Here is a 26,278-nt window from a genome sequence, read left to right as displayed (position 1 = left end):
GAAAGTAGCTGGATGACCCCGTCCGAACCGACCTGGATCGATTACGCCGAATTCGGCGAACGTTTCGTCGCGGCGGCGGTTACCGAATCCAGAATCGACGCGGCCGTGTCCGGAATGGCCGGGCGCGGTATGACGATCGGTCCCTTCTCCATCGGACCCGCGGGCCTGGCCCGATTCGTCGCCAAGGGCAGCGTCGGCAAACCGACCATCATTCGCCGCGGCCCGCACGTGCACTTCGACGTCGCCCTGCCGGTCACACTCCGCGTCGACGTCACCCTGGGCGGTCAGCGCCTCGGGCTCGAGGCGATCGTCGACATCGACCTGAAGCTGCACGCGCGCACCGCCGAGCCGCTGCTGATCGTCATCGACATCGAGCCGGTCACCAATCGCGACGTAAGTTTCGTCATGCGCGCCCAGGCCATCGGCAGCGCCTGGGAATTGCTGCTCGACCCCATCGCCAAACTGGTACAGCGCGAGGTCGCCACCCGCATCAACGCCATTCTCGCCGACCCGGACGCCCGGCGCGGGCGCACCTTCGACGTGGAAGCCATTCTCGACGGCGCCAAGTCCGGCTATCGCGGACCGGTGGACTTCCGGTGGATCGGCTACGACGAATTCGGGCATCGCTTCTTCGAACGCGTGGTGACCGCCGACCGGGTGCGCGAGGCCGTGGAATCCATGGCGGGCAAGCCCATCGAGGTGGGCCCGCTGCGAACCGGACCGGGCCGCAAGGCCCAGGTGTCGGTGCACGGCCAGGTGCGGCTGCCGCGCGTGGTCGGCGCGGGTGAGTCGCCCGAGCGCCCCGAGCCCACACCCGAACCCCGCATCGCCGAACTGCCGCCCGTGGTTCCGGCCGCGCCGCCCGCCCCCGAAGTGAACGGGGAGACGCTCGCCGCCGCCGACCGCGATCCCGCGCTGGTCGCCTTCGACATGACCATCCCGGTCTCGCTGGACATCACCGTGGACGTACTCAAGTCCAACCGCTACCGCGCCGAGGTGCAGGTGCCGGTGGCCCTGGTCGCGCGCGCGGCCGACCCCCTGCTCATCGTGATCGAGGCGGAGCCGCCGCACGCCGAGGACATCACGCTGGAATTCGAGGCCGAGGGTCTGCGCGCCGCGGCGCTCGGCCGCGTGGCGGGCATTCGCAAACAGGTCGTCGCGCAGGTGGCGGCGGTCGTGCGCCGGGAGGTCGCCGATCCGTCGCGGCGCACCATCGACGTCGCCGCGCGATTGAACGGTACCCGCGTCTGACGCTGTCTCACCGGCTCTGACCGTTCTGAGACTATTGGGACTCATGATGCTCGTGTGTCCTGTGCGCCTGGCGATCCCATAGTGATTATGGTGAAATGAGGGCACGTTCAGGGCTCCCGGCGCACAGATGACCGCAGGTCATCGGGGAAGGTGCGCCGGGCACGCCGCCCGCAAGTCTCAGCTCCACCGGATCGTGTTCGACCGGCATGTGCCAGACCAGGCGAGTGTGCGAAGGAGTCCTTCATGCGTTCCGTCCCGATGAACCGCCGATCCCTGTTGTCCGGTGCGGCCGTCCTGGCCGCGGGACTGTCCGCGGGATTCGCGCTCCCCGCTCCCGCCGCCGCGCGCCGGCAGGAGATCGGCACCCTGCTCGACTACGCGGGCGGGGTGCCCGCCGCGCACGCCATCGGCGCCGCGGGCCACATCGGCGTCATCCGCTACGTGTCGGATCGACGGCCGGGCGCGGAATGGATGGCGGGCAAACCACTGCTCGCGCGCGAGGTCGAGGCGCTCGCCGCCGCCGGACTCTCCGTGGTCTCCTGCTACCAATTCGGCAAGGGCCCCACCGCGGATTGGCGCGGCGGGTACGAGGCGGGCGTCGAGCACGCCACCCGCGGGCAGGTGCTGCACCAGGCCGCCGGCGGCCCCGACACCGCGCCCATCTACGCCTCGATCGACGACAATCCCAGCGACGAGGAGTTCGAGACCCAGATCGAGCCGTACCTGCGCGGCTGGGAATCGGTCATCGGGCACGAGCGCACCGGCGTGTACGCGAACTCCCCGACCATCGACAACATCCTCGGCGCGGGCCTGTGTTCGCTCTACTGGCAACACAATTGGGGCACCCCGCGGGGTTACGTGCACCCCGAGGCGCACCTGCACCAGTTCGAGATCGACAAGCGCGCCGTCGACGGCATCGGGGTGGACGTGAACTCGGTCCTGCACCCGGCCTACGGCCAGTGGTGGTGAGACCGCCCGCTGCTCAGGTCTGACAGTGGCAGGTGGGGTCGGCGCGGAGGTCGGGTTCGTCGGCGACCACGCGGAGTGCCGGCCGGGGGTCGCGATCCTCGCGGCCCTCGCCGAACGCCTGCCGATCGCCCATCCACGAGAACATGGACCAGCGGGACAGGCCGGAGAAGGCGGATCCGAGACTGCCGAACGAGCCCGAGGAAATGATCGAGCCGAACGAGCCCGCGGATCCGATGGACAGCACCGATCCGACGCTGCCGATGGACAGCACCGAATAGGCGGAGCCGATCGACAGGATCGAGCCCTCGGAGCGGATGGACAGGATGGAGCGGCGCGAATGCAGTCCCCGCGCGCGGGATTTCACAGCGGCCATAGGTAGCGGTCTACCACAGAATCGCCGCCCGGAAACGCGTTTCGCCCCCGGGCCGGTCCGCTTGTCGCGGGCCGGAACGGGGGCGGAAGCTGGGGGTCCGGCCGTGGCCGGACCGGCCTACGCGACGGTGAAGAACCCGACGGTCGGCAGGAACGAGCAGGTGCGCGGCTGCGACTCGGCGTCGGCCTGGGTGGTCAGCGAGCCCGACACCACGGCGACGATCCGGCCGGAGCCGGTGTTCGCGATGGTGGACAGGGTGGCCGGGCCGTCCGGGTTGATCTTGGCCTCGTCGGTCAGGTTCTGCACACCGCTCTGGCGGGTGTCCAGGTTGATCCACTGCACGGTCATCGGCGGGGTCTGGACCTCGGTGGGCTTCTTGGTGCCCAGCGCGGTGAAGACGAAACCGGTCTGGCCGTTCGCCGGTCCGGGCGGCGGCAGCGTCGCGGGGCCGCCCACGGCCAGCGCGGTGCCGACCGAGTCGCCGCTGTCGCTGATGCAGCCCTTGCCCAGGGTCGGCCACAGGAACTGGGAGATGACGGGACCGTCCTGCGGAATGTCGACGCCACCGCCGCCACTGCCGTCCAGGAAGGTGATGATTCGTTCCAGCGTCGACTTGATCTGCGGGGGCAGATTCAGCGTCGCGAGAATGGTCCGGGCCTGCGCCAGAATGGCGGCCTGGGGGCCGGGGGCGGCGATATCGGCCGGCCCCGCCGCCGCGCCGATGATGGCGGGCACCAGGGAGGCCAGCGCCTCGACCGGCACGCCCTCCGGAATCATGGGAACAAACGCGGTGGTTTGCGGGGCAGGAGCCGGTGCGGCGGAAGCGGTCGGCACGACAATAGTGGCGCAGGCCGCAAGGGCCAGCGCGGACATTGTGAACCGCGATCCTCGGGTGCGAAGCACTGGTGTAGCCGTCCTTACCTCGGGGTACATCAAGCAGCGATGCAGCGATATGGACATCGCTCCGCGCCACTCTAGGTACCTGGTCGCCCTGTTGTACAGCCAAGGTGTGATCTTGCTGTCCACGATTGCCTCACGCTATCGAACACTCGACCAAATTGTGTGTTACCAGAGTGTCCGGTGATGCGAATGTTACAGCAGTGAGTCCGGGTTTCCCGGCTGTTTCCCCCGTACGACTATTCTTGTCGCGGCCGAACGCCCGCCGGGATTCTCCGGCGCCCTTGCCGCCCGAACGGAAAGTCCGCGCCGTGAATCGACCTGTCCGACTGGCCGCCGTGGCGCTCGGTATTTCGGTACTGGCCCGTCTGGCCTGGGTCTTACTGCTACCCAACGGCATGAACTTCGTGGATCTCCATGTGTACGTGGATGGTTCGGCCGCGCTCGGCTCGGGTCACCTCTACGAGTGGACCGACCGGAGTCGTACGCCGGACTTCGCGCTGCCGTTCACCTATCCGCCGTTCGCGGCGCTCGTCTTCTATCCATTACACCTGTTGCCCTTCACATTTGTCGCAATTGTCTGGCTACTGGCGACCATGGCGGCGCTGTTCGGCGTGGTGTGGCTGGCGCTGGAGTTCATGGTCGGCAAAGCGGCTCTGCGCGAAGAGCATTGGCGGACCGTCGCGCTGGCGTGGACCGCGGTCGGCATCTGGCTCGAACCCATGCGCATGACCCTGGACTACGGACAGGTCAACGTGTTCCTGGTACTGCTCGCGCTGTTCGCGGTGCGCAGTGACCGCTGGTGGATCTCGGGCACGCTCGTCGGCGTGGCGGCCGGGGTGAAACTGACCCCCGCCATCACCGGCGTCTACTTCGCGGCGAGCCGGCGGTGGCTCACCGCGGTGTGGTCGGGCGTGGTCTTCTTCGGCACCATCGGCCTGACCTATCTGATCACCCCGGCCGAGACCCGCACGTACTTCGGCGAGTTGCTCGGCGACGCGTCGCGGATCGGCCCGGTCGGCTCGGCGTCGAACCAGTCGCTGCGCGGCGCGCTCAGCCGGCTGCTCGGCCACGACGTGGTGAGCGGCCCGGTCTGGCTGATCGCGGTGCTGATCGCCGCGGCGCTGGCGGTGCTGGCCTGGCGCGCCCTGGCCGCGGACGACGTGCTCGGCAGGCTGCTCATCGTGCAACTGTTCGGCCTGCTGGTGTCGCCGATCTCGTGGTCGCACCACTGGATCTGGCTGATCCCGGTGATGCTGTGGCTGGTCTACGGCCCACTGCGGCGCGCCGCCGGGGCGCGGGTGCTGGCCGGGTTCTGGTTCCTCACCACCCTGATCGGCGTGCCGTGGGTGCTGCTGAACTTCCAGACGTCTATCTGGACGATCTCGCGGCCGGGCCTGATGTCGTGGCTCGGCACCGTCTACGCGGTGGGCGCGGTGGCCTTCTACGTGTGGGTGATCCGCGCGGGGCGCGCTAGCTCTGGGCTTGCAGCCGATCTATCTCGTGCGCCAGCGCCACATCCAGCCGGGTGAGGCCGCCGGCATCGTGGGTCGATAGCGTGAAAGTGACTCGCCGCCACCGGATATCGATGTCCGGATGGTGATTGGCGGCTTCGGCGGCGACCGCGACCCGGCGTACCAGTTCGATACCCGCCAGGAACGAGGCGGCCGAGATCGTGCGCGCGATGCTGTCGCCGGTGCGGGTCCACTCGGGGAGGTCGGCGAGTGCTGTGACGATGGCGTCTTCGGAGAGCGGTGGGGTGGTCATGTCTCCGGTGTACCCCGCACTCAGGCTGCGCGCGCGGCTTTGAGCCCTTTCTTGAGCTCCTTGCCGTGGCAGCCCGCGGCCTCGAGCTTCTTCATGCGCATGATGACCACGGGGCATTTGAGGCACCGCGTCTTCTTGCGGCAGCACTTCTTCTTGGGCTTCAGACCGGAAACGTCCTTAGCCTTCACCTTGCCCATGTTGGTTAGCTTAGCCTAACTCGGGTGCGTTAAACCTGTGACTTCGGCGGACGGTAGTGTGTAGCTCGCCGCATGCCCGGTGGAATCTCGCTTACTTCCCCATGCATGACCCCGCCGGGTCCGGCCAACCCTTTTCACCAGGAGGAATCTAACGTGTCGTCTGTCGAGTTCCGTAACGTCGCCATCGTGGCGCACGTCGACCACGGCAAGACAACACTGGTCGACGCCATGCTGCGTCAGTCCGGCGCGTTCGCCGAGCGTGCCGAGATGGTCGACCGGGTGATGGACTCCGGGGATCTGGAGCGCGAGAAGGGCATCACCATTCTCGCAAAGAACACCGCGGTGCATCGGCACAATGCCGATGGTTCGATCACCGTCATCAATGTCATCGACACCCCCGGCCACGCCGACTTCGGTGGCGAGGTCGAGCGCGGCCTGTCCATGGTCGACGGCGTCGTGCTGCTCGTCGACGCCTCCGAGGGCCCGCTGCCGCAGACCCGCTTCGTGCTGCGCAAGGCGCTGTCCGCCTCGCTGCCGGTCATCCTCGTGGTCAACAAGACCGACCGTCCCGACGCCCGCATCGAGGAGGTCGTCGAGGAGTCGCACGACCTGCTGCTCGACCTGGCCTCGGACCTCGACGACGAAGCCTCCGAAGCCGCCGAGCTGGCCCTGGACCTGCCGGTCCTGTACGCCTCCGGCCGCGAGGGCAAGGCCTCGACCACCCGCCCCGAGAACGGCAGCGCGCCCGACGCGGAGAACCTCGACGAGCTGTTCGAGGTCCTCATGAAGCACGTGCCCGCCCCGAAGGGCGACAAGAACGCCCCGCTGCAGGCGCACGTCACCAACCTCGACGCCTCGCCGTTCCTCGGCCGTATCGGCCTGGTCCGCATCCACAACGGCACCCTGCGCAAGGGCCAGAACGTCGCGTGGATGACCCCCGAGGGCACCAAGACCGTCAAGATCACCGAGCTGCTGCAGACCATCGGCGTCGAGCGCAAGCCCGGTGAAGAGGCCATCGCCGGTGACATCGCCGCCGTCGCGGGCATTCCGGAGATCATGATCGGCGACACCCTCGCCGACGTGGAGAACCCGGTCGCCCTGCCGCGCATCACCGTCGACCAGCCCGCCATCTCGGTCACCATCGGCACCAACACCTCGCCGCTGGTCGGCCGCGTGTCCGGGCACAAGCTGACCGCGCGCATGGTCAAGGACCGCCTGGACAAGGAACTCATCGGCAACGTGTCGCTGCGCGTGCTCGACATCGGCCGCCCGGACGCCTGGGAGGTCCAGGGCCGCGGTGAGCTCGCGCTCGCCATCCTGGTCGAGCAGATGCGCCGCGAGGGCTTCGAGCTGACCGTCGGCAAGCCGCAGGTCGTCACCCAGAACGTCGACGGCAAGGTGCACGAGCCGTTCGAAGAGCTGACCGTGGACTGCCCGGACGAGTACCTGGGCGCGGTCACCCAGCTGCTGGCCGCCCGCAAGGGCAAGATGGTCCAGATGAGCAACCACTCCGCCGGGTGGGTGCGCATGGAGTTCATCGTTCCCTCGCGCGGTCTGATCGGTTTCCGCACCGACTTCCTCACCGAGACCCGCGGCACCGGCATCGCCAACGCCATCTTCGACGGCTACGCGCCGTGGGCCGGCGAGATCCGTGCCCGCCACACCGGTTCGCTGGTGTCGGACCGCGCCGGGTCGGTCACCCCGTTCGCCATGATCCAGCTCGCCGACCGCGGCCAGTTCTTCGTGGAGCCGGGCGCGGACACCTACGAGGGCCACGTCGTGGGCATCAACCCGCGCGCGGAGGATCTCGACATCAACGTCACCCGTGAGAAGAAGCTGACCAACATGCGGTCCGCCACGGCCGACGTGTTCGAGACCCTGGCCAAGCCGCTGCAGCTGGATCTCGAAGCGGCCATGGAGTTCTGCACCGACGACGAGTGCGTCGAGGTCACCCCCGAGGTCGTGCGCGTGCGCAAGCTGATCCTGGGCGCGACCGAGCGCGGCCGTGAACTCTCGCGCAAGAAGGCACGCGACCGCGCCGCGCAGTAGTTTTTGGCCTCCGCTCCGCTCCGGCGGGTTCGCGGCCCCTGAAGTCTCGTTCTTCCCTCCCTCCGCTCCTCCGCTTCGCTCCCCCGCTCCACTCAGTCCAGAACGAGACGGGCCGCGAACTGCGGGGCGGGGGGAGAGTTGTTTGTCCGGTGTCGGCGGGGGGAGTCGGAACAGCGCCGGGCGCGAACTCGGCGGTGGGGCAGTTGCCGTACGGCGGTGTCGGGCGATCCAAGTCGGGGATTTGTTTGTCCAGGGGCCTTTTTGAGGCGGGGGTCTCTCGCTGATTTCCGGCAATCGCCGGTGACCGGGTGCGGAAAGGGCGTTCAAGTAGAGTGCCGAACGTGAAGAGTGGGGCCCCTCGCAGGCGCGGGAAATGGCGCGTGGCGCTGGCCGCGGTGGCGACCGTGCTGACGGTCGCGACCGGCTGCACCGCCAATCCGCCGCCGCCCATCGAGAGCACGGACAGCCCGAAGACCACGCCCGCCAAGCCGGGCAAGAATTCGGTCGTGGTGGCGGTGGACGACATCGGCATCGGGTTCAATCCGCATCTGCGCGCGCAGCAGTCGCCCGCCGCCGCGGCGGTGTCGTCGATGGTGCTGCCGAGTCCCTTCCGGCCGGTGCCGACACCCGGGGTGCCCGGCGGGTCGGATTGGGTGCTCGACCCCTCGCTGATGGTGTCCGCGGAGGTGTCGTCGCTGGAGCCGTTCACCATCACCTATCAGATTCGGAACGAGGCGTCCTGGTCCGACGGCGCGCCCATCGCGGCCGAGGACTTCCGATACCTCTGGCAGCAGATGATCACCCAGCCCGGCGTGGTGGATCCCGCGGGCTACCGGCTCATCTCCGATGTCAGCTCGTCCTCGGGCGGTAAGACCGTCACGGTCACCATGACCCAGGAGTACCCGGCCTGGCGGCAGCTGTTCACCGATCTGCTGCCCCAGCACCTGGTGAAGGACTCCGGGTTCGAGCAGGGCCTGGTCGACACCATTCGCATCTCCGGCGCGCAGTTCCGGATCAAGCTGGTCGATCGCGGCCGCGAGGAGATCCTGCTCGAGCGCAACGACCGGTACTGGGGCAAACCCGCTGTGCCGGACGAGATTCTGCTGCGCCGGGGCGGTACGCCCGCGCAGGTGGCCGAGTCGCTGCGGGTCGGTGACGCGCAGATGGCGCTGGTGCACGGCGGCGTCGCGTTGCAGGCGCAGCTGGCGGCGATTCCCTCGGTGCGCACGGCGATCATGGCGCAGTCGCGCGAGATGCAACTCGTATTGAACGGGCGCAGTGGGGATCTCGGCGACGTGCGGGTGCGCCGCGCGGTGCTCTCGCTGCTGGATCCGGTGCTGCTGGCCACGGTGGGCGCGCAGACCGGCAGCTGGGTGGAACCGGCCCGGGCGCAGGTGCTCACGCCGTCGGATCCGGGGTACGTCCCGACCGCCCCGGCGCGGATCAGCGCGGAGGAGGCGTTCACGCTGCTGGCCGAGGCCGGATTCGGCCGCGCGCCCGAGGCTCCGGCGTCGCTGTCGCCGACTTCGCCCGCGCCGCAACCGCGTCCGATCGCCAAGAACGGCAAGACGCTGACTATCCGGATCGGCGCGGTCGAGGGCGACGACTACACGGTCGCGGTCGCCAATACCGCCGCCGACCAATTGCGCAGTGCCGGAATCGATGTCATGGTCCGCAGCATCGCGGCCGCCGAGTTGTACGGCAAGGATGTGACCGAGGCCGGGGTGGACGCCATCGTGGGCTGGGAGCGGGCCGGTTCGGATCCGGCGACGGTGCTGGCCTCGCGCTACGGGTGCGCCCCCGTCACGGCCGCCGATGCCGGCGGCGACGGCGATTCGGACGTGGTGCAGGCCGCGAAGAAGGCCCCGTCGAACCTGTCCGGCGTCTGCGATCCGACGCTGCAGCCCGCCATCGAGACCGCGCTGCGCGGCGTCGACGCGGGCAAGGTGATCGCCGAGTCCGAACCCAAGCTCTGGGACCTGTGGACGGTGCTGCCGATCGTGCAGGACACCCAGGTCGCGGCGGCGGGTCCCCGGGTGGACGGCGCGTCGCTGAGCGGGGCCATCCAGGTCGGCGTCTTCGCCGACGCGGCGAACTGGCGGCGGCTGCCGTGAGCGCGGCGGGCGGGACCGGCGGGCTGCTGCTGGTGCACGCGCATCCGGACGACGAGACGATCACGACCGGCGGCACCATCGCGCACTACCGGCGGCTCGGTATTCCGGTGACGGTGGTGACCTGCACCCTGGGCGAGGAGGGCGAGGTCATCGGCGCGCGGTGGGCGCGGCTGGTCGCCGATCAGGCCGATCAGCTGGGCGGCTATCGCATTCTCGAATTGACAACGGCCCTGGCCGAATTGGATGCCGCGCCGCCGCGGTTCCTGGGCGGCGCGGGCCGCTGGCGGGATTCGGGGATGGCGGGCACCCCGGCCGCGCGCAACCCGCGCGCGTTCGTGAACTCCGGTCCGGAGGCGGTAGCGGAGCTGACCCGGATCCTGCTGGAGCTGCGCCCGCGCGTGGTGGTCGGCTACGACCCGCGCGGCGGCTACGGGCATCCGGATCACATCCGCGCGCACGAGATCACCACCGCGGCGGTGGAATCGGCCGCCGAGCGGGGCTGGGACACCCCGAAGACGTACTGGACCGTCACCGACGGCGCGGTGCTCGCCATGCACACCGAGGCGCTCAAGCGGCGCACGGTCGATCAGTTGCCCGGCGCGCTGCCGCGCGGCTGGCGGCTGCCACACGACGGCGAATTGGCCTGTGTGCCACACGAATCGGTCACCACGGTGGTGGACGTGGCCGACGCGCTGCCGGCCAAGCGGGCCGCGCTGCGCGCGCACGCGACCCAGGTGACCCTCGCGCCGTCCGGTCGCGAGTTCGCGCTCTCGAACGACATCGCGCAGCCGGTGCTGCCGGAGGAGCACTACGTGCTGGTGCGGGGCGAGCGCGGGCCGGTCGGCGCCGACGGTCTCGAGCATGACCTGTTCGCCGGATTGGCGGACACTCCGGGGCCCGCCGCGGCCGAGATGAGACACTGACCATCATGTACAACTGGGATCTGCAGAACGCGATCGCCGCGTTCGTCGAGAGCCAGCGCCCCAACTTCCAGGCGCAGCACGATCTGTACCTGACGGTGCTCTACGCTTTCGTCGACATGCAGAGCCACCTGTTGACCCTTCTCGGCTTCCCGCCGGTGCCGTGACCTCGGCCCTGAGCGCCCGCGTCGGGCGCACCGCGCGCGAGGGCGTGTTTCCGCTGGGCCTGGACCCGATGGGCGCGGCCATCGCCGGGCTGCTGGTGCTCGACGCGCTGATCACCCTCGTGCTCGAGGTGCTGTTCCTGCCCCTGTACGTCGGTCAGGGCACCCTGCCGACGGCCGCGCCCGGGATGGGCGAGGCCGCCGCGCCGATCGCCTCCGGCGTGTCGACGGGTGCGATCGCCCTGCCGCTCTCGGCGCTGGCGGCGGCGGTCATCAATGTGCTGCTGGTGCACGGCATGGGCACGGTGTCGCCGAGTTTCGCGGCCATGTCGCTGCCGCTGAGCGCCTGGACGGTCGGCTTCGCGCTGATGATCTTCTCCGGTCCGGGCGGTGACATCATGCTGCTGCAGGACTGGCCGACCCTGGCGCTGCTGGTCGGCGGGCTGCTGCCCGCGGGTCTGTATCTGTACTGGCGCGCGACCGCGCACTACGCCGGCGAGAGCGGCCGCTGATCGCCGGACCGGCCGCCGATCAGTGCGGCCGGTCGACCGACGGGCCGTGTCCGGGCGCTGATCCACCGCGTGTGGCAATCGATCAGCGAATGCACTGACCGCCAAGTTGATTCGGTTCTGTAGTCGATTCGGGATGTTTCCGTTACTCTCCTCCAGACGAGGAAGCGTGACGAAAAGCTCATTTCGGGCGGATCGAAACGAGTTTAAAGGCGCGTCACGCGTTCGGGATCGGAAAGATTTTCAGTGGGCAGCTGGCACAACCTGCGCAAAACGCTTGGTACAACGTCCGATTCGATGGGCAAGGGTCTGCAGGGCCGGCTGGGCGTCCGGGTCCGGCTGCTGTCCATCGTTGTCATCTCCAGCGTCACCCTGCTGGCTATCGGCGGCGGCGCGGCCATATACCTGGTGAACGACGCGCACGAGGCCAAGGACTGGTCCGAACTGGCCAGCAGCACCACCGCGCCCGCGATTCTCATGGTCTCCGCCTTCGAGGAGGAGCGCCGGCTCTCGCTGCTGCGGCTGGTGGGTGACCCGGACGCCGCGGAGGCGCTCGTCGCCGCCAGGCAGCGCTCGGACGAGGCGCTGGCGGCGGTGAAGGAGAAGGGCGACATCGCCTCCGAGCTCAACCCGGACGGCGCCGTCAACGACGTCGAGGCCTTCTTCAAGCTCTTCTCGGCGATTCCGGGCGTGCGCGCCGGAGTGGACAGTCAGCAATCGCCGCCCGCGGACGTGTTCGCCTTCTACACCTCGGTCATCGGCACGATCGTCGGCGCCTCGCTGCTGGCCGCCCGCGTCGCGCCGGACGCCAAGCTGAGCATGGAACTCAACCACGGGATCGAGGCGCTGCGCGCGGCCGAGGCGCTGTCGCAGGCCGACACCATGGGCGCGGTCGCGGTGATCACCGGCGAGTTCCCCGACATCGCGCTGCTGGAGTTCAGCCACCGGGTCGGCGAGTTCCGCAGTGAGGTGGCCTATTCCACGGTGGTGCTGCAGGGTAAGCGACTGGCGCAGCTGCAGGCCATCATGGCGAGTCCGGCCTGGCAGCAGGTCGTTGCCATGCAGGACGCGCTGCTGTTGCGCGGCGCCTTCTCCGCCAGCGCCGCGGCCGCCGAGAACGCGACCAAGCCCGAGAGCCGGACCCAGGACGCCAGAACCCAGGACAAGACCAAAACCGAAGAGCCCGAACCGCTCCCGCTCACCGTCGCCGCCTGGCAGGAAGCGTCCGGGCAGGTCAACGCCGGTTTGCAGAAGCTGTGGGAGGACCAGAGCCGCGACGCGCACGCCACCGCGCACCAGCAGAGCAACGACGCCACCCGTGATTCGCTGCTCGGCGGCGCGGGCGTGCTGCTGATCGCGGTGCTCGCCTTCCTGGCCGCCCTGGTGCTGGCCAACCGCTTCATCGCGCGTATGCGCCGATTGCGTGACGACACACTGGAATTGGCGACCGAGAAGATGCCGGAGCTGATGCAGCGGCTCGGCGCCGGCGAGGAACTCGATCCCTCGGCGGAGGTGGCGCGCCTGGACTTCGGCACCGACGAGCTCGGTGACGTCGCCGACGCCTTCAACCGCGCGCACGTGGTGGCCGTGGGCGCGGCGGTCGCCGAGGCCAAGACCCGCGCGGGCATCAACGCGGTGTTCCTGAACATCGCCCATCGCAGCCAGGTGGTGGTGCACCGCCAGCTCGCGCTGCTGGACCGGGCCGAGCGCGAGGAGCAGAACGCCGATCAGCTCGAATTGCTGTTCCAGCTCGATCATCTCGCGACCCGCGCCCGCCGCAACGCCGAGAACCTGATCATTCTCGGCGGCGAGCAGCCGGGCCGGCGCTGGCGAAATCCGGTGGCGCTGCTGGATCTGGTGCGCGGCGCGGTCGCGGAGAGCCTGGACTACACCAGGATCGAGACCGGCCGCATGCCCGAGGTGCGGGTCGCCAGCCACGCGGTCGCGGACATCATCCATCTGCTGGCCGAGCTGACGGACAACGCCACCGCGTGCTCGCCGCCCGAATCCATGGTCACCGTCACCGGTTTGGTGGTCGGGCGCGGCGTCGTCGTGGAGATCACCGACCAGGGCCTGGGCATGTCCGAGGCCGAGTACGCCGACCGCAACGCGATGCTGGCGAATCCGCCGGACTTCAGCGTCGCGACGCTGTCCGGCAATACCCGCCTCGGCCTGTTCGTGGTGGCGAAACTGGCGTCGCGGCACGGTGTCTCGGTGCGGCTGGTGGAATCGGTGTACAGCGGGTGCCGCGCCATCGTGCTGATCCCGCAGGTGCTCATCGAGGGCGGCCGGCATCACCCGCCGGTGCAGGCGCCGCCGGGCACCGGGCGCAACGGGGTGACCGAACTGCGCGATCCCGGTGTGAACAGCCTGACCTCGCTGGCCGCGCTGGCGGACGCGGTCACCACCGGGTCGCTGCCCGTGCTGGCGCAGCCGCCGGTGTCGCGGCCGCCGCTGTGGGAGACCGGAACCGAGGTCATCGTGCCCGCCGAACCGGTCGCGGCCGCACCCGCGGCCGCACCGGCGGGCGGGCGCCCGGAGCTGCCGCGCCGCAACCGCCAGGCGCACCGCAGTCCGATCGCGCACGCCGGCCCCGTCGCGCCCGCCGCACCGGGCGAGCCTGTCGCCGGCGCCGCTGCCGCGCAACCGATCCCGCCCGCCGCGCAGCCGTCCGCGTACGTACCCCCGCGTCAGCGCACCGCGGAGGAAGCGCGCAATCTCATGAGCGCGATCGCCAAGGGCACCCGGCAGGGCCGCCAGCCGCGCGTCGAACCAGAGAAAGGGCCCCAATGACCACCTCCCAGCGAATCGATCTCGGCTGGCTGCTAGACGAATTGGTCAACGGCCTGACCGACGCGCAGTGCGCGGTGCTGCTGTCCACCGACGGGCTGCTGCTGGGTTCCTCGGCGGGGCAGGAGCGGGCGGACGCGGAGCGGTTCGGCGCGATGGCCTCGGCCCTGCACAGTCTGGCCCGCAGCGCCGGGCAGCACTTCAACGCGGGCGGGGTGTGCCAGACGGTCGTGGAACTGGATCAGGCGGTGCTGTTCATCACCGCGGCGGGGGAGAACGCCTGTATGGCGCTCTTGGCTTCGGAGACAGCCGATATGGGGTTGGTGGCCTACGAGATGAATCAGACCGTGCAACGAGTCGGCAGTCATCTGTCGGTCGACCCGCGCAGCAACGCGGGCGGCGCCCAGCATCCATGAACGAGCCGCGCGAGCACTGGTACGAGGACGAGGCCGGGCCCCTGGTCCGCCTCTACGCCCTGACGCGCGGCCGGAGTACGGCCGAGCGTCCCGAACTCAGCGTCACCACGCTGGTGGTCGACGTGGAGCGCGGAAAGCCGTTGCGGCGCACCGAGCCCGAGTACGCCGCCATCGTGCGGCTGTGCCGGACCGCGCTGTCGGTGGCGGAGGTGTCGGCGCATCTGAACCTGCCGCTGACGGTGACCAAACTGCTCATCGGCGATCTCATCGACGACGGCAGGCTGCTCTTCCGCTCGCCGCCCACGGGCAACAGCACCGATATGGGGCTGTTGACCGCGGTGCTGGAGGGCATTCGGGCCATGTAGGGCTCAGCTCAGGCGCGCGGCCAGGCGGGTGGCGTTCATGTGGGCGATGGCCTCGATGCTCACCATGGGGTTGACGCCGGGGGCGGTGGGGAAGCTGGAGCCGTCCGCGACGACGATGTTGGACACCTCCCAGGTCGCGCCGTCCGGATCGGTGGCCGACATGTCCGCGGAGCCGCCCATGCGGGCCGAGCCCATGATGTGCAGGGCGCCCATGGCGCATCGGCCCGGACCGTAGCCGGCCGCCTTGGCGGCGGCGTCGAATTCGGCGTGCGAGCCGCGCACGCCGGGCTCGTAGGACACCCCGGCCTGATGGCCGGAGAAGATGCGCTTCGCGCCTGCGGCTTCGAGAAGCTCGGCCGCGCCGACGATTCCGGTGTGGAAGTGCGCGGCGTCGTAATCCGAGATCTGGTACTTCACGATCGGCTCGCCCGAGCCGTCGACGCTCACGGTGCCGGAATCGCGGTCGCGGGTGATGACGCCGATGGCGTTGGAGCGGGCGAAGTCGAGCATGGTGGCGCGGTGCTGCGCCGCGCCGCGCCAGCTCATGAAGCCGGTGGCCAGGCCCGGGTGCAGCGGGCCGGTCTCGTAGATGACGCCGTAGCCCTTGCCGTCCAGATCGGCGTGCCTGCGGCTGATCCGGGTCTGCAGACCGCCTTCCCAGGCGCGGATCTCGTCGTCGAAGACGCCGAAGACGGCGCCGGCGGGGTGCAGGCGCAGGTGCCTGCCGATGTTCTTGTTCTTCAGGCCCGAGCGGTGCAGCAGCGCCGGGGTCTGGATCGCGCCCGCCGCCACGACCACCGCGCGGGCGTTGACGGTGATCTCCGCGCCGCCGGAGGTGAGCGCCGACACCGATTCGGCCCGGCCGTTCTTCACCGCGACGCGGCGTACGTTGGCGTCGACCACCAGGCGCGCGCCCGCGGCGGCGGCGTCCGAGAGCCAGGTCTTGGTCACCGACTGCTTGGCGCCCAGGCGGCAGCCGTAACCGCAACGGCCGCACTCGGTTCCGGCGTCGCACGCGTCGGAGACGTTGCGCGGCAGGGTGTCGATGTCCCAGCCGAGGGCCTGCGCGCCGCGTTCGAGGACGCCGTCGCGCGCGGACAGCGGCGAGCGGTCGGTCGTGACGCCGATGCGCCGGGACACCACGTCCAGGGCGTCGCCGAACTCGGCCTCGGCGAACTGCTTCGCGCCCAGCTCGGCCCATTCCGCGCGCACGCCGTCCGGGGTCGGCAGCGAGGTGCTCCAGTTGACGACGGTGCCGCCGCCCAGGCAGGTACCGGCGACCAGGGTGATCTGTCCCTCGGCCGACGAGGGCGGGCCCGGGGCGTACATGTCGGTGATCGCGGCGAGCTCGCCGGAGCCGAAATCGCGGTCGTCGTAGTAGTTTCCGCGTTCGAGCACGATGACGTCGAGACCGGCCGCGGCCAGGACCGCGGCGGCCGTGCCGCCGCCCGCGCCGGAGCCCACGATCACGACATCGCAGGTGAGCGTGGTGGATTCGGTGAAACGCAGCGGGGCGAGCGCCGGTTGCGGCGCGGTGGGCAGCGCGCCCGCCGGAGCCGGGTACCCGATCTCCTTCCACAGCGGATTGACGCCGGTGGGGCCGGGAGTCACGTTGTAGGACAGCAGGGCCGCGCCCTTGAGTGCCTGGAAGATGGCGCGCACGGGAGCCAGCGAGGAATCGCCGAGACGCAGCAGGGCGGCTTCGCGCTGCTCCTGCGACAGGGTCGAGAACTTGCGCGGGCCGTTGCCCGTGAGCAGGCCGGTCAGGCGTGAATCCCACAGGCCGAGCAGCATGGCCAGCTGCTTCTTGTCCGCCTCGCGGGGGTTGCGCCCCAGGATCCGGAAGATCGTGTCGACCGCGCCCAGTTCCGAGGCGGGCGGCAGGGTCAGTCCGTCGCCCGGCAGGAACGTATCGCAGATCATGCCCAGTGCCGCCCGCTGCGCGGCCGTTGGTTCCATGACGAAAATCCACCCTTCGTAAAGCTCGGGTGATTTGTACCACAGCGGCAGGAATGGCCGCTCACCAACTCGCCGTTCGAGCTGGTGGAACCCGGTGCAGAAAAAGTGAATCGCCGATTACATCAGGCGTGATTCGACCCGGTCTCGACCTGCTGTGTCCGGTGTCACATCCCACCCTATGTCACACCCCGTCCCGCCGCGTCGTCCCCTTCACGTAGCCGACGAACAACCTCGCAGAGAAGAGCAGACGATGACCCGCTTCGCCCTGTACGCCAACGAGATCGCCGCCAAGTTCACCAAGCGCCTGGTGACCGCCGCCCGTGTGATCGACGAGTCGCCGCTGCCCAAGCCGACCCAGGAACTGGTGAAAATCCGTGCCTCGCAGATCAACAGCTGCGGCATGTGCCTGGACATGCACACCAAGGACGCGGTGCACGCCGGCGAGACCCCCGTCCGCCTGGCCCTGATCGCGGCCTGGCGCGAGTCCACCGTGTTCACCGACGCCGAGCGCGCCGCCCTGGCCCTCACCGAGGAGGGCACCCGCCTGGCGGACAACTCCCACGGGATCTCCGAGGACACCTGGTCCCAGGTCCGCAAGCACTACGACGACGACCAGATCGGCGCGCTGATCTCCCTGATCGCCACCATCAACGCCTGGAACCGCCTGAACGTGATCGCGGGGATGACGGGCGGTGAGTACGTGCCCGGCCAGTGGTGAGCCCCGCGTCGTTCCGCGAATCAAGGCCCGGCACAGGATCTTTCGGTCCGCCGCCGGGCCTCGTTCGTTTCATTGTCAGGCGAAGCGATCGTGCGCTGGTCCCTGGCGGCGCGCAGTTGGATAGCAGCGGTGCCGTCGATCGCTGGGGGGCAATGGTTTTCGGGCGGTCAGCGGCTCCCGAGCTGGCCCGGTGTCACCGCTTCGATGAGCGGCCACGCCTCGGCCAGCGGGATGTCGATGATGTGATACCGCTTCTTGCCCGCCGCGGACGCCGCGGTGACGGTCGCGAGCCCGACCCGGCGCTGGAACCAGCTCTGGCGCACGGTCCAGCCGATGACGCCGGGGGCTTCGAGGCAGTCGCGGTCGCGGTCGAGCGACCCGCTGCGGGTGATGAGCCAGGTCGGCTTGCCGTGCGCGGCGGGCACGACCGCGTGCCCGAGCCCCCGGTACCTGTCCCAGGCCAGCGCTACGGCGATGGGTACGGCGAGCAGGTTCAACGCCCAGATCCACGCCGGGATATGCACGCCCGCAAGCGATATCACGAGCAGGACGCCGGCAACGGTGCCCACCGGCGACAGCGCCCGCGTGTACCGCCGCCGGTGTGCGGCGGGTCCGTGCGGGGTCAGCTCCACGGCGACCGGCGCCGGCGCGGCGAGCTCGCCCGGCCCGAGCTCGGCCGCGCATGTCTGCGCCGGGAGGATCGCCGAATCGGCACCGGCGCCGGCGGTTACGCCCGCTCGATTCCGATCGGTCGCGCCGCCGGTGTGCCTCGTCGGGCCGCCCGCGTCCACGCGGGCCGTGTCGTCCAGTAGGTGGGCGAGGGTGTGGTCGACGGCCGCGCGGGGGGCCTGGGGGAGGAGTTTCTGGCGGGGGTCGGCGCCGGTCATGATCGCTTCGAGCTCGGCGGCGCCCGCCCAGCGCAGCAGCAGGGGCTCGTTCACCGTCGCGCCGCGCAGGCGGGCCAGGTCCAGGGTGATCTGGCGGGTGGTGAACAGGCCGTGGCGGATGTGCAGGGTCGCGCCGTCGTCGACCACGCGCAGGTCGTGGTAGGTGGCCAGGTAGCGGGCACAGGCGGCGAGGCTGACGATCAGCACCAGCGCGACGATCAGGGCGGCGACGGCGAGCGCGATGATCTGCACGCCACCGTTTTCCACGCCCTGCACGGCGTCGGAGTCGAAGATGACCCCGGCGATGCCGTACTGGAACGCCAGGCCGACGATGGGCGCGATGATGGCGAAACCGGTCAGCGAGAGCGGCGCGTAGCGCACCCATTCGCGCCGCCAGTGCGCGATCTCGACCGGCTCGCGGGTGGGCGGCGCCGGTGTCTCCGCGCCGGGCAGCGTGACCGCCGTACCCGGCTCGCCGCCGGAAACCTGTTCGGGCGCGGGCGCTTCCGCGCCGCCCCGGGTGTGCGCCAGCAGTTCGGTGCGCAGGTTCGGCACCAGTTTCGCGTCCAGCGAGTCGAGCTTGAACTGGTCCCCGCGCTCGGCCTGCTGCCCGGTGCCGATGGACAGCACCGCCAGTCCCAGCGCCCGGTGCAGCAGATCGGCTTCCACGTCCACCGACCGCACCCGGTTGCGCGGTACCGAAAGCCGTTTGCGCTGAATGAGTCCCGTGCGCAGTTCGACGTTGTCCGGCGTGATCCGGTAGGTGGTGGTGAACCACCGCGTCACCGCGACCACGACGATCGCCCCCACGACGATGAGGCTCCACACCGGGCTGTCCGCCCGCGCTCCCGCGATCAGCGAGGCCAGCAACACCGGAATGAACCGGATCAACTCGGTGACCGGATGCACCAGCAACATGCGCCGGTCCAGCCGCTCCCAGGTCTCCGCGCCGGCCGTGGCGACGGCGCCGGGAGCGTCCGCCGGGGCCGGGTGCTCGGGGCCGGGGGTGGAGGTCATGTGGCGTCGCCCCGGTGGCGGGCGGCGATCTCGGTCAGGTGGGTGACGGTGGCGCGGGCATCGGCCAGTTCCAGGGCGCTGATGTGCACCGCGCCCGCGGAGGAGGCGGTGGTGACCGTGACGGTCGCCAGGCCGAGGAGGCGTTCGAGGGGGCCGCGGTAGGTGTCGACCGTTTGCACGCGGGTGATGGGGGCGACGCGGCTTTCCTGGGTGAACCAGCCGGTGCGGGTGTAGACGGCCTCGTCGGTGATCTCCCACCGGTGCACCGCGTAGCGCCACCACGGCACCACGGCGATGTTGAATACCGTTGCCGCGAGCATGATTCCGAGCACGATCAGCTGCACCGCGCGTCTGTCCGGATCCAGCAGCATCCACACCAGCACGGCCAGGATCGGGAACACCCACGACAGGATCGCGCTCAGCGCCCACAGCAGTTTGGCGCGCGGGCTGGGCCGCCGGGCGGGATCCGCGAGGATGCCGCCCGGGGCGGTCGACGTGCCGCCTGCGGCGGTGGGCTCGGACATGCCTGCCATGCTTGCACGATTACCCGCCCGGGCGGGGTTGATACAAGCCGCGCGGTCCCTTTTCGCCCGGGTACGCGCGTCAGCGCGCGGTGATCCGGAAGAACCCGCTCAGCGTGCCCTGGTACTGGACCTGCCCGGGCGCGATCGTCCCGACCATCTGCAGGGTGTCCTGGATGATGCTCGCGCCGATGGTCTGCTCGGTCTCGACCTTGCCGGTGGCCGCGTCGATCACCGTGTACTTGTACGAGTCGGTCACCGCCCCCGCGCTGCCGGACCCGCCGCCGCTGCCGGTGCCCAGGCTGCCCGAGCCGCCGCTGCCGGAGCCGAACGGCCCGCGCCGGGTGATGGTGTAGATCTTGCCGTCGGCGACCGAGAGTCGCGGGACCGCGGCCGAGGGCACGTCGATGGTCCACACCACCGAGCACCCCGAGCCGGTCACGTCGATCCGGGTCATGCCGCCGGTGAAGGCCGCGCTCTCGGGCTGACTGGGCCCGGCGTTGGCCGGCAGCTGCGGGTAGGGATAGCCATAGGTGCTTGCCACGTAGACGCTGTTGCCCGAGCCGACGGGCGAGTTCTCGGTGCCGTTGATCGCCGGGATCGAGCACACGGTCGCGCCGGTCACCGTGTCGAACACCAGGAGGTTCTCCTTGTTCGCGGCGTTGTCGGTGATGGCCAGGTATTCGGTGCCGCTGCCGGGCCCGAAGAAGGTCGGGGTCGCGCCGCTGCCCCAGCTGAGCTGGCCGGGCTTGCGGGCCGGGCCGCGGTCGTAGGCTCGGCGCCACAGCACGCGCGGGTTGCCCGCGGGGTCGGCGTCCACCAGGTACAGCGCGTGCGAGGTCGCGATGGCGACGCCCTCGGGCGCGCTGGAGATGCTGTTGGCCACCGATTCACCCGGTCCGAGCAGGATGGCCTTGGCCGCGCCGGTCGCCGGATCCACGAATCCGGCGGCGGCGTTGTCGGTCGCGAACCACACCCGGCCGTCGTAGTCGGGCATCACCGAGCTCACCGCGTCGCAGCTGCCGCCGCCGCAGTGCGCGGTAACCGCCTGGGAGACATTGGTTCTCGAGGTGATCGACAGTTTCCACCGGCCGTCGGCTCCGCGCTCGTGCCCGATCCGCAGCAGATCCCCGCTGCCGTCCACGGTGACCATGCGGTCCTGCTCGTCGAGGTAGGCGTACACGCCGCCGAGCAGACTGCCCTTGGCGAGATCGAGCGAGGCCAGGGTGTCGCCGTTGGCCGGATCGAGCAGGTAGACGGTCGGCGCGCGGTCGATCATCTTGGTACACAGCGCCTGTGGGATGCCGTCCGCGCCCTGCAGGATGGTCGGGCAGGCGGCGGCGAGTTCGTGGAAGTCCGCGCGCACGCTCACCGACCCGGGCCCGGGGAAGGGTGTGGCGTCCGAGGAGGCGGCGTCGCCGTGCATGGTCGCGGTGCCGAGCGGGCCGAGGTACGGATTGGCCGGGGGTAGCGGACCGAATGCCGCTCCGGCCGATCCGGTGGCGATGGTCAGCGTCAGCGTCGCGGCGGCCGCGAGCATCGCGCTCGCGCGGCCAAGTCTCTCGAACACGGATTCCCCGTTTCGTCATCCCCGGGCGAAACGGCCCGAGCCCTGCGTATGAGCCTGAATGCGAATATTCGCATCGATGGATGCGATTAATCGTGCCGGACACCATAGAAGAGCAGGTCAACCCTGGCAAGGATTTGTACCGTTCGGCTCGTCACGCCGTGCCACCGGGCCTCGGGTGGGTCAGAATATCGCCGGGCTCGCGACGGAATAGCGTGCCGGTACCACCGGTTGCCAGCTTCTATGGCACCCGAGTCGGATCAGTCGGATGGATGGCGCATGATCGAAGACGTGACGGATCTACCGAACCCGAGTCCGCCCGCACCGGCGCCGAGCCCCGCGGGCATGCGCCGGGCACTGCGGCGCGCCCGTGACGGGGCCACCCTGAACCTCGACGAGGCGGTGGTGCTGCTGCAGGCGCGCGGCGCCGATCTGGTGGATCTGTGTACCTCGGCAGCGCGGGTGCGCGACGCCGGGCTCCGCGAGACCGGGTACGCGGGCGAGACCCTCCCGATCACCTACTCGCGCAAGGTTTTCATCCCGCTCACCCATCTGTGCCGGGACAGGTGCCACTACTGCACCTTCGTCACCGTGCCCGGCAAGCTGCGCGCCCAGGGCCGCGGCATGTACCTCGAACCCGACGAGGTCCTCGAGATCGCGCGCAAGGGCGCCGAACTCGGTTGCAAGGAAGCGCTTTTCACCCTCGGCGATCGCCCGGAGGAGCGCTGGCCCGAGGCGCGCCAGTGGCTGGACGAGCGCGGCTACGACTCCACCCTGGATTACGTGCGCGCCATGTCGATCCGGGTACTCGAGGAGACCGGCCTACTGCCGCACCTGAATCCGGGTGTGATGACGTGGGCCGAACTGTCCCGCCTCAAGCCGGTGGCCCCGTCCATGGGCATGATGCTGGAGACCACCTCCACCCGGCTGTTCACCGAACCCGGTCAGGCGCACTACGGCAGCCCCGACAAGGATCCGGCGGTGCGCCTGCGCGCGCTCACCGATGCCGGTCGGCTCTCGGTGCCCTTCACCACCGGCATCCTGATCGGCATCGGCGAGAACCTCGTCGAGCGGGCCGAGTCGATCATGGCGATTCGCAAGTCGCACAAGGCTTTCGGGCACGTACAGGAGGTGATCGTGCAGAACTTCCTGGCCAAGCACGACACCGCCATGCGCGACACCCCCGATGCCGATCTCGAGGAATTCCGCGCCGCCATCGCGGTGTCCCGGCTGCTGCTCGGCCCGAAGATGCGCATCCAGGCCCCGCCGAACCTGGTCTCGCTCGCGGAGTGCCGCGCCCTGCTGGACGCCGGCATCGACGACTGGGGCGGGGTCTCCCCGCTCACCCCCGATCACGTGAATCCCGAACGCCCCTGGCCGAATCTGGACACCCTGGCCGAGGTCACCGCCGCCGCGGGCTACGTGCTGACCGAACGCCTGACCGCGCATCCGAAGTACGTGCTGGCCGGCCACCCGTGGATCGACCCGCGGGTCTCGCGGCACGTGGCCGCGCTCGCCGATCCGACGACGGGTCTGGCGCGCACCGTGAATCCCACCGGCCTGCCCTGGCAGGAGCCGGACCACGACTGGGAGTCGGTCGGCCGCGTCGATCTCAACACCGCCATCGACTCCGAGGGCCGCAACACCGAATCCCGCAGCGACTCCGCGCTCGGCAACGACGGGCTCGGCGCGTTCGGTGACTGGGAGACCATTCGCGAGCAGGTGAAGGAGTTGGCGGTCGCCGCCCCCGAACGCTTCGACTCCGATGTGCTGGCCGCGCTGCACGCCGCGGAGAAGGATCCGGCCGGGCTCACCGACGATCAGTATCTGGCGCTGGCCACCGCGGACGGCCCGGCGCTGGAGGCGATCACCGCGCTGGCCGATCAGCTGCGCCGCGACACGGTCGGTGACGATGTGACCTACATCGTGAACCGCAATATCAACTTCACCAATATCTGCTACACCGGCTGCCGCTTCTGCGCGTTCGCGCAGCGCAAGGGCGACGCCGACGCGTTCACCCTGAGCGCGTCCGAGGTCGCCGACCGCGCCTGGGAGGCGCACGTCGAGGGCGCGACCGAGATCTGCATGCAGGGCGGCATCGACCCGGAACTGCCGGTCACGGGCTACGCGGATCTGGTGCGGGCGATCAAGGCGCGGGTGCCGGACATGCACGTGCACGCGTTCAGTCCCATGGAGGTCGTCAACGGGGCTTCGCGCGGCGGGCAGAGCATCCGCGACTGGCTCTCGGCGCTGAAAGAGGCCGGGCTGGACACCATCCCGGGCACCGCGGCGGAGATCCTCGACGACGAGGTGCGCTGGGTTCTCACCAAGGGCAAGCTGCCCACCTCGGCCTGGATCGAGGTCATCACCACCGCGCACGAACTCGGCATCCGGTCCAGTTCGACCATGATGTACGGGCACGTCGACAACCCGAAGCACTGGGTCGGGCACCTGCGCGTGCTGCGCGGAATCCAGGACTCCACGGGCGGTTTCACCGAGTTCGTCCTGCTGCCCTTCGTGCATCAGAGCGCCCCGTTGTACCTGGCCGGGGCCTCGCGCCCGGGTCCGACGGTGCGGGACAACCGGGCCGCGCACGCGCTGGCGCGCATCATGCTGCACGGGCGGATCCACAACATTCAGACCAGCTGGGTGAAGCTCGGCACCGCGGGCACCCGGTTGATGCTGAACGGCGGCGCGAACGATCTGGGCGGAACCCTCATGGAGGAGACCATCTCCCGCATGGCCGGTTCCGAGCACGGCTCGGCCAAGACCGTCGAGGAGCTGACCGAGATCGCGACGGGCATCGGCAGGCCGGTGCGCCAGCGCACCACCACCTACGGTGTGCCGCAGCACACTTCGGCGAAATCCCCGCTGGCGCTAGGCTGAGGGGAGCCCACCCGGCGCCCGTGGCGGACGGTGAACAGCCGCTGTCGCGCACCCGCGCCGGGATTCGGGGCTCCCGCCGGCCGAGGTGAGCCGGTGCGGGACGGCGAGGTCCCGGGTCGTGAGCACCGCGAACCATCCGCAGCGTCGCGGAGGGTGAAGTTAGGGTTGGCTGACCAGGAGTATTGTTACAGCGCCGGGATACTGTTTCGCGGGGCGGACTATCCCGCAGGGTGTGAGGACAGACTAGGAGAGCGGCAGTGCCGTACATCATCGCTGAACCGTGCGTTGACGTGAAGGACAAGGCGTGCATCGAGGAATGCCCCGTGGATTGCATCTACGAGGGTGGTCGCATGCTGTACATCCAACCGGACGAGTGCGTGGACTGTGGTGCGTGTGAGCCGGTCTGTCCGGTGGAGGCGATCTTCTACGAGGACGACACCCCGGATCAGTGGAGCGGCTACGTGAACGCCAACGTCGAGTTCTTCGACGATCTGGGTTCGCCCGGCGGCGCGACCAAGGTCGGCAAGGTCGACTACGACCCGCCGTTCATCGCCGCGCTACCGCCCATGGCCGCGGAGTAGGCACGACCTTGAGTACGCGTGGCCGGGTCAGTGCGCTGCTACCCGATTTCCCCTGGGACACCATCGCTTCGGTGAAGGCGAAGGCCGCTTCGCATCCGGACGGGATCGTGGATCTGTCCGTCGGCACCCCCGTCGACCCGGTCGATCCGCTGATCCAGCGGGCGCTGAGCGCGGTGGCGGCGGTACCCGGCTATCCGACCACGCACGGCACCCCGGAATTGCGGGAAGCCGTTGTGGCCGCGCTGAAACGGCGTTTCGGCATCACCGGCATCGCCGCCGACGCGGTGCTGCCGGTGATCGGCACCAAGGAGCTGATCGCCGGACTGCCGCGCACGCTCGGCCTGGGCGCCGAGGATCTGGTGGTGATCCCGGAGATCGCGTACCCGACCTACGAGGTGGGCGCGCTGCTGTCGGGTTCGCGAATCCTGCGCGCGGACGGGGTCACGCGGCTCGGCCCGGAATCCCCGGCGCTGATCTTCCTGAACTCGCCGTCCAATCCGACCGGCAAGGTGCTCGGGGTCGAGCATCTGCGCAAGGTGGTCGAATTCGCGCGCGAGCGCGGTGCGATCCTGGCCTCGGACGAGTGCTACCTCGGGCTGCCCTGGGAGGGCCGGGCGGTCTCGATCCTCGATCCGGAGGTGAGCGACGGTGATCACACCGGGCTGCTCGCGATCCACTCCCTTTCCAAGACTTCGAATCTCGCGAGTTACCGCGCCGGCTTCGTGACCGGTGATCCGGCGCTGGTGGCCGAGCTGCTCGAGGTGCGCAAGCACTCGGGCATGATGCTGCCGTTCCCGATCCAGGCGGCCATGACCGCGGCCCTGGGCGACGACAACCACGAGGCGATCCAGCGCGAGCGCTACCGGGCCCGTCGCGACGTGCTGCGAAAGGCGCTGCAGGACGCCGGTTTCCGGATCGACGACTCCGAGGCCGGACTGTACCTGTGGTCGACCCGGGACGAGCCGGGGCGCACCACCCTGGACTGGCTGGCCGAGCGCGGCATCCTGGCCGCGCCGGGCGAGTTCTACGGACCCCGTGGGGCACAGCACGTCCGGATCGCGCTGACCGCCACCGACGAGCGCATCGCCACCGCCGCCGATCGGCTGCTGAGCTAGTCCGGTCTCGTGACCAGCTGATTTCATGTACCGGCCGGGTGCGTGATACTGTTTGCGACGTCGCCAGGCCGGATGGCCTGCTTCGGTAAGGCCCTGTGGCGCAGTTGGTTAGCGCGCCGCCCTGTCACGGCGGAGGTCGCGGGTTCGAGTCCCGTCAGGGTCGCAGTATCCGGAAAGGCCGCGAGCATTGCTCGCGGCCTTTTCTGTTTTCCGGGCCCCCCCCCCACAATTGCGCGCCCCCCCCCC

23 protein-coding genes and 1 tRNA gene are annotated in these 26,278 nt (G+C 69.8%); 16 read left to right on the top strand and 8 right to left on the bottom strand.

All coding sequences use genetic code 11. The annotated features are described in order from the left end of the window. Positions 1-12 precede the first annotated feature (12 nt). Positions 13-1,251, top strand: coding sequence for a hypothetical protein (locus tag ACWDOP_RS31420; protein WP_456347951.1), 1,239 nt, complete (start codon positions 13-15; stop codon positions 1,249-1,251). 243 nt (positions 1,252-1,494) lie between these two features. Next, positions 1,495-2,220 (top strand): DUF1906 domain-containing protein, encoded by a 726-nt coding sequence (locus ACWDOP_RS31415; RefSeq protein WP_454202752.1) that lies wholly within the window; start codon positions 1,495-1,497, stop codon positions 2,218-2,220. 13 nt (positions 2,221-2,233) lie between these two features. Here the strand turns inward: ACWDOP_RS31415 and ACWDOP_RS31410 are convergent, their stop codons facing one another. Together ACWDOP_RS31410 and ACWDOP_RS31405 are read right to left on the bottom strand one after the other, a co-directional pair. Beyond that, positions 2,234-2,593: a hypothetical protein gene (locus tag ACWDOP_RS31410; RefSeq protein WP_456347950.1), complete on the bottom strand. Its 360-nt coding sequence runs from the start codon at positions 2,591-2,593 to the stop codon at positions 2,234-2,236. A 117-nt stretch (positions 2,594-2,710) separates the two neighbouring features. Beyond that, the gene (locus ACWDOP_RS31405) at positions 2,711-3,466 is read right to left on the bottom strand and encodes an Rv1157c family protein (RefSeq protein WP_454202754.1); all 756 of its coding nucleotides are present in this window, start codon (positions 3,464-3,466) and stop codon (positions 2,711-2,713) included. Positions 3,467-3,774: 308 nt separating this feature from the next. Here ACWDOP_RS31405 and ACWDOP_RS31400 point away from each other — a divergent pair, with 308 nt between their 5' ends. After that, positions 3,775-5,022, top strand: a complete 1,248-nt coding sequence (locus tag ACWDOP_RS31400; RefSeq protein WP_456347949.1) for a mannosyltransferase — start codon at positions 3,775-3,777, stop codon at positions 5,020-5,022. On the opposite strand, the gene ACWDOP_RS31395 is transcribed toward ACWDOP_RS31400, so the two are convergent. Next, entirely contained in the window at positions 4,964-5,257 is a 294-nt protein-coding gene (locus ACWDOP_RS31395) for a 4a-hydroxytetrahydrobiopterin dehydratase (RefSeq protein WP_456347948.1), read from the bottom strand. The two genes, ACWDOP_RS31400 and ACWDOP_RS31395, sit on opposite strands and share 59 nt — an antisense overlap. Before the next feature lie 20 nt (positions 5,258-5,277). Next, a complete protein-coding gene (locus ACWDOP_RS31390; RefSeq protein WP_456347947.1) occupies positions 5,278-5,454 on the bottom strand; it encodes a hypothetical protein in 177 nt (58 codons plus the stop codon). 153 nt (positions 5,455-5,607) lie between these two features. Here ACWDOP_RS31390 and typA point away from each other — a divergent pair, with 153 nt between their 5' ends. From typA to ACWDOP_RS31350, 8 genes are all read left to right on the top strand, one after another. Further along, positions 5,608-7,503, top strand: a complete 1,896-nt coding sequence (gene typA, locus ACWDOP_RS31385) for a translational GTPase TypA (protein ID WP_456347946.1) — start codon at positions 5,608-5,610, stop codon at positions 7,501-7,503. 332 nt (positions 7,504-7,835) lie between these two features. After that, complete coding sequence (locus tag ACWDOP_RS31380; RefSeq protein WP_456347945.1) at positions 7,836-9,617, top strand: ABC transporter family substrate-binding protein; 1,782 nt, start codon at positions 7,836-7,838, stop codon at positions 9,615-9,617. Continuing rightward, positions 9,614-10,540, top strand: a complete 927-nt coding sequence (gene mshB, locus ACWDOP_RS31375; protein ID WP_456347944.1) for an N-acetyl-1-D-myo-inositol-2-amino-2-deoxy-alpha-D-glucopyranoside deacetylase — start codon at positions 9,614-9,616, stop codon at positions 10,538-10,540. Before ACWDOP_RS31380 ends, mshB begins: the two co-directional genes overlap by 4 nt. 5 nt (positions 10,541-10,545) lie before the next feature. Further along, entirely contained in the window at positions 10,546-10,704 is a 159-nt protein-coding gene (locus tag ACWDOP_RS31370) for a hypothetical protein (RefSeq protein WP_354989252.1), read from the top strand. After that, positions 10,701-11,213 (top strand): hypothetical protein, encoded by a 513-nt coding sequence (locus ACWDOP_RS31365; RefSeq protein WP_456347943.1) that lies wholly within the window; start codon positions 10,701-10,703, stop codon positions 11,211-11,213. The genes ACWDOP_RS31370 and ACWDOP_RS31365 overlap by 4 nt, the downstream gene beginning before the upstream one ends. A gap of 294 nt (positions 11,214-11,507) precedes the next feature. Next, complete coding sequence (locus ACWDOP_RS31360; RefSeq protein ID WP_456347942.1) at positions 11,508-14,003, top strand: nitrate- and nitrite sensing domain-containing protein; 2,496 nt, start codon at positions 11,508-11,510, stop codon at positions 14,001-14,003. Next, the gene (locus ACWDOP_RS31355) at positions 14,000-14,416 is read left to right on the top strand and encodes a roadblock/LC7 domain-containing protein (RefSeq protein ID WP_454202762.1); all 417 of its coding nucleotides are present in this window, start codon (positions 14,000-14,002) and stop codon (positions 14,414-14,416) included. Before ACWDOP_RS31360 ends, ACWDOP_RS31355 begins: the two co-directional genes overlap by 4 nt. Further along, positions 14,413-14,781, top strand: coding sequence for a DUF742 domain-containing protein (locus ACWDOP_RS31350; protein ID WP_454202763.1), 369 nt, complete (start codon positions 14,413-14,415; stop codon positions 14,779-14,781). The genes ACWDOP_RS31355 and ACWDOP_RS31350 overlap by 4 nt, the downstream gene beginning before the upstream one ends. A gap of 3 nt (positions 14,782-14,784) precedes the next feature. Here the strand turns inward: ACWDOP_RS31350 and ACWDOP_RS31345 are convergent, their stop codons facing one another. Continuing rightward, positions 14,785-16,740 carry a GMC family oxidoreductase gene (locus tag ACWDOP_RS31345; protein WP_456347941.1) on the bottom strand — a complete coding sequence of 652 codons (1,956 nt, stop codon included), beginning with the start codon at positions 16,738-16,740 and terminating at the stop codon, positions 14,785-14,787. Positions 16,741-16,990: 250 nt separating this feature from the next. On the opposite strand from ACWDOP_RS31345, the gene ACWDOP_RS31340 reads away from it, so the two are divergent. Continuing rightward, positions 16,991-17,458 carry a carboxymuconolactone decarboxylase family protein gene (locus tag ACWDOP_RS31340; protein WP_456347940.1) on the top strand — a complete coding sequence of 156 codons (468 nt, stop codon included), beginning with the start codon at positions 16,991-16,993 and terminating at the stop codon, positions 17,456-17,458. Positions 17,459-17,625: 167 nt separating this feature from the next. Here ACWDOP_RS31340 and ACWDOP_RS31335 read toward each other — a convergent pair whose 3' ends face one another. The 3 genes from ACWDOP_RS31335 to ACWDOP_RS31325 form a co-directional block, all read right to left on the bottom strand. Further along, a complete protein-coding gene (locus ACWDOP_RS31335; protein WP_456347939.1) occupies positions 17,626-19,362 on the bottom strand; it encodes a PH domain-containing protein in 1,737 nt (578 codons plus the stop codon). Next, positions 19,359-19,895 carry a PH domain-containing protein gene (locus tag ACWDOP_RS31330; protein ID WP_456347938.1) on the bottom strand — a complete coding sequence of 179 codons (537 nt, stop codon included), beginning with the start codon at positions 19,893-19,895 and terminating at the stop codon, positions 19,359-19,361. Before ACWDOP_RS31330 ends, ACWDOP_RS31335 begins: the two co-directional genes overlap by 4 nt. Before the next feature lie 70 nt (positions 19,896-19,965). Continuing rightward, positions 19,966-21,453: a hypothetical protein gene (locus ACWDOP_RS31325; protein ID WP_456347937.1), complete on the bottom strand. Its 1,488-nt coding sequence runs from the start codon at positions 21,451-21,453 to the stop codon at positions 19,966-19,968. Between the two features lie 276 nt (positions 21,454-21,729). Here ACWDOP_RS31325 and ACWDOP_RS31320 point away from each other — a divergent pair, with 276 nt between their 5' ends. The 4 genes from ACWDOP_RS31320 (at position 21,730) to ACWDOP_RS31305 (ending at position 26,195) form a co-directional block, all read left to right on the top strand. Beyond that, positions 21,730-24,336 (top strand): bifunctional FO biosynthesis protein CofGH, encoded by a 2,607-nt coding sequence (locus tag ACWDOP_RS31320; RefSeq protein WP_456347936.1) that lies wholly within the window; start codon positions 21,730-21,732, stop codon positions 24,334-24,336. A gap of 257 nt (positions 24,337-24,593) precedes the next feature. Next, positions 24,594-24,917 carry a ferredoxin gene (gene fdxA / locus ACWDOP_RS31315; RefSeq protein ID WP_067572375.1) on the top strand — a complete coding sequence of 108 codons (324 nt, stop codon included), beginning with the start codon at positions 24,594-24,596 and terminating at the stop codon, positions 24,915-24,917. Between the two features lie 8 nt (positions 24,918-24,925). Next, positions 24,926-26,032 (top strand): succinyldiaminopimelate transaminase, encoded by a 1,107-nt coding sequence (gene dapC, locus ACWDOP_RS31310; RefSeq protein ID WP_456347935.1) that lies wholly within the window; start codon positions 24,926-24,928, stop codon positions 26,030-26,032. 89 nt (positions 26,033-26,121) lie between these two features. Then, positions 26,122-26,195, top strand: a tRNA-Asp gene (locus ACWDOP_RS31305). Positions 26,196-26,278: the final 83 nt, after the last annotated feature.

It is taken from the genome of Nocardia sp. NPDC003693 (genome assembly GCF_053981095.1).
The sequence above is the reverse complement of the archived record's forward strand: the minus strand, read 5'-3'. Positions and strand labels throughout refer to the sequence as shown.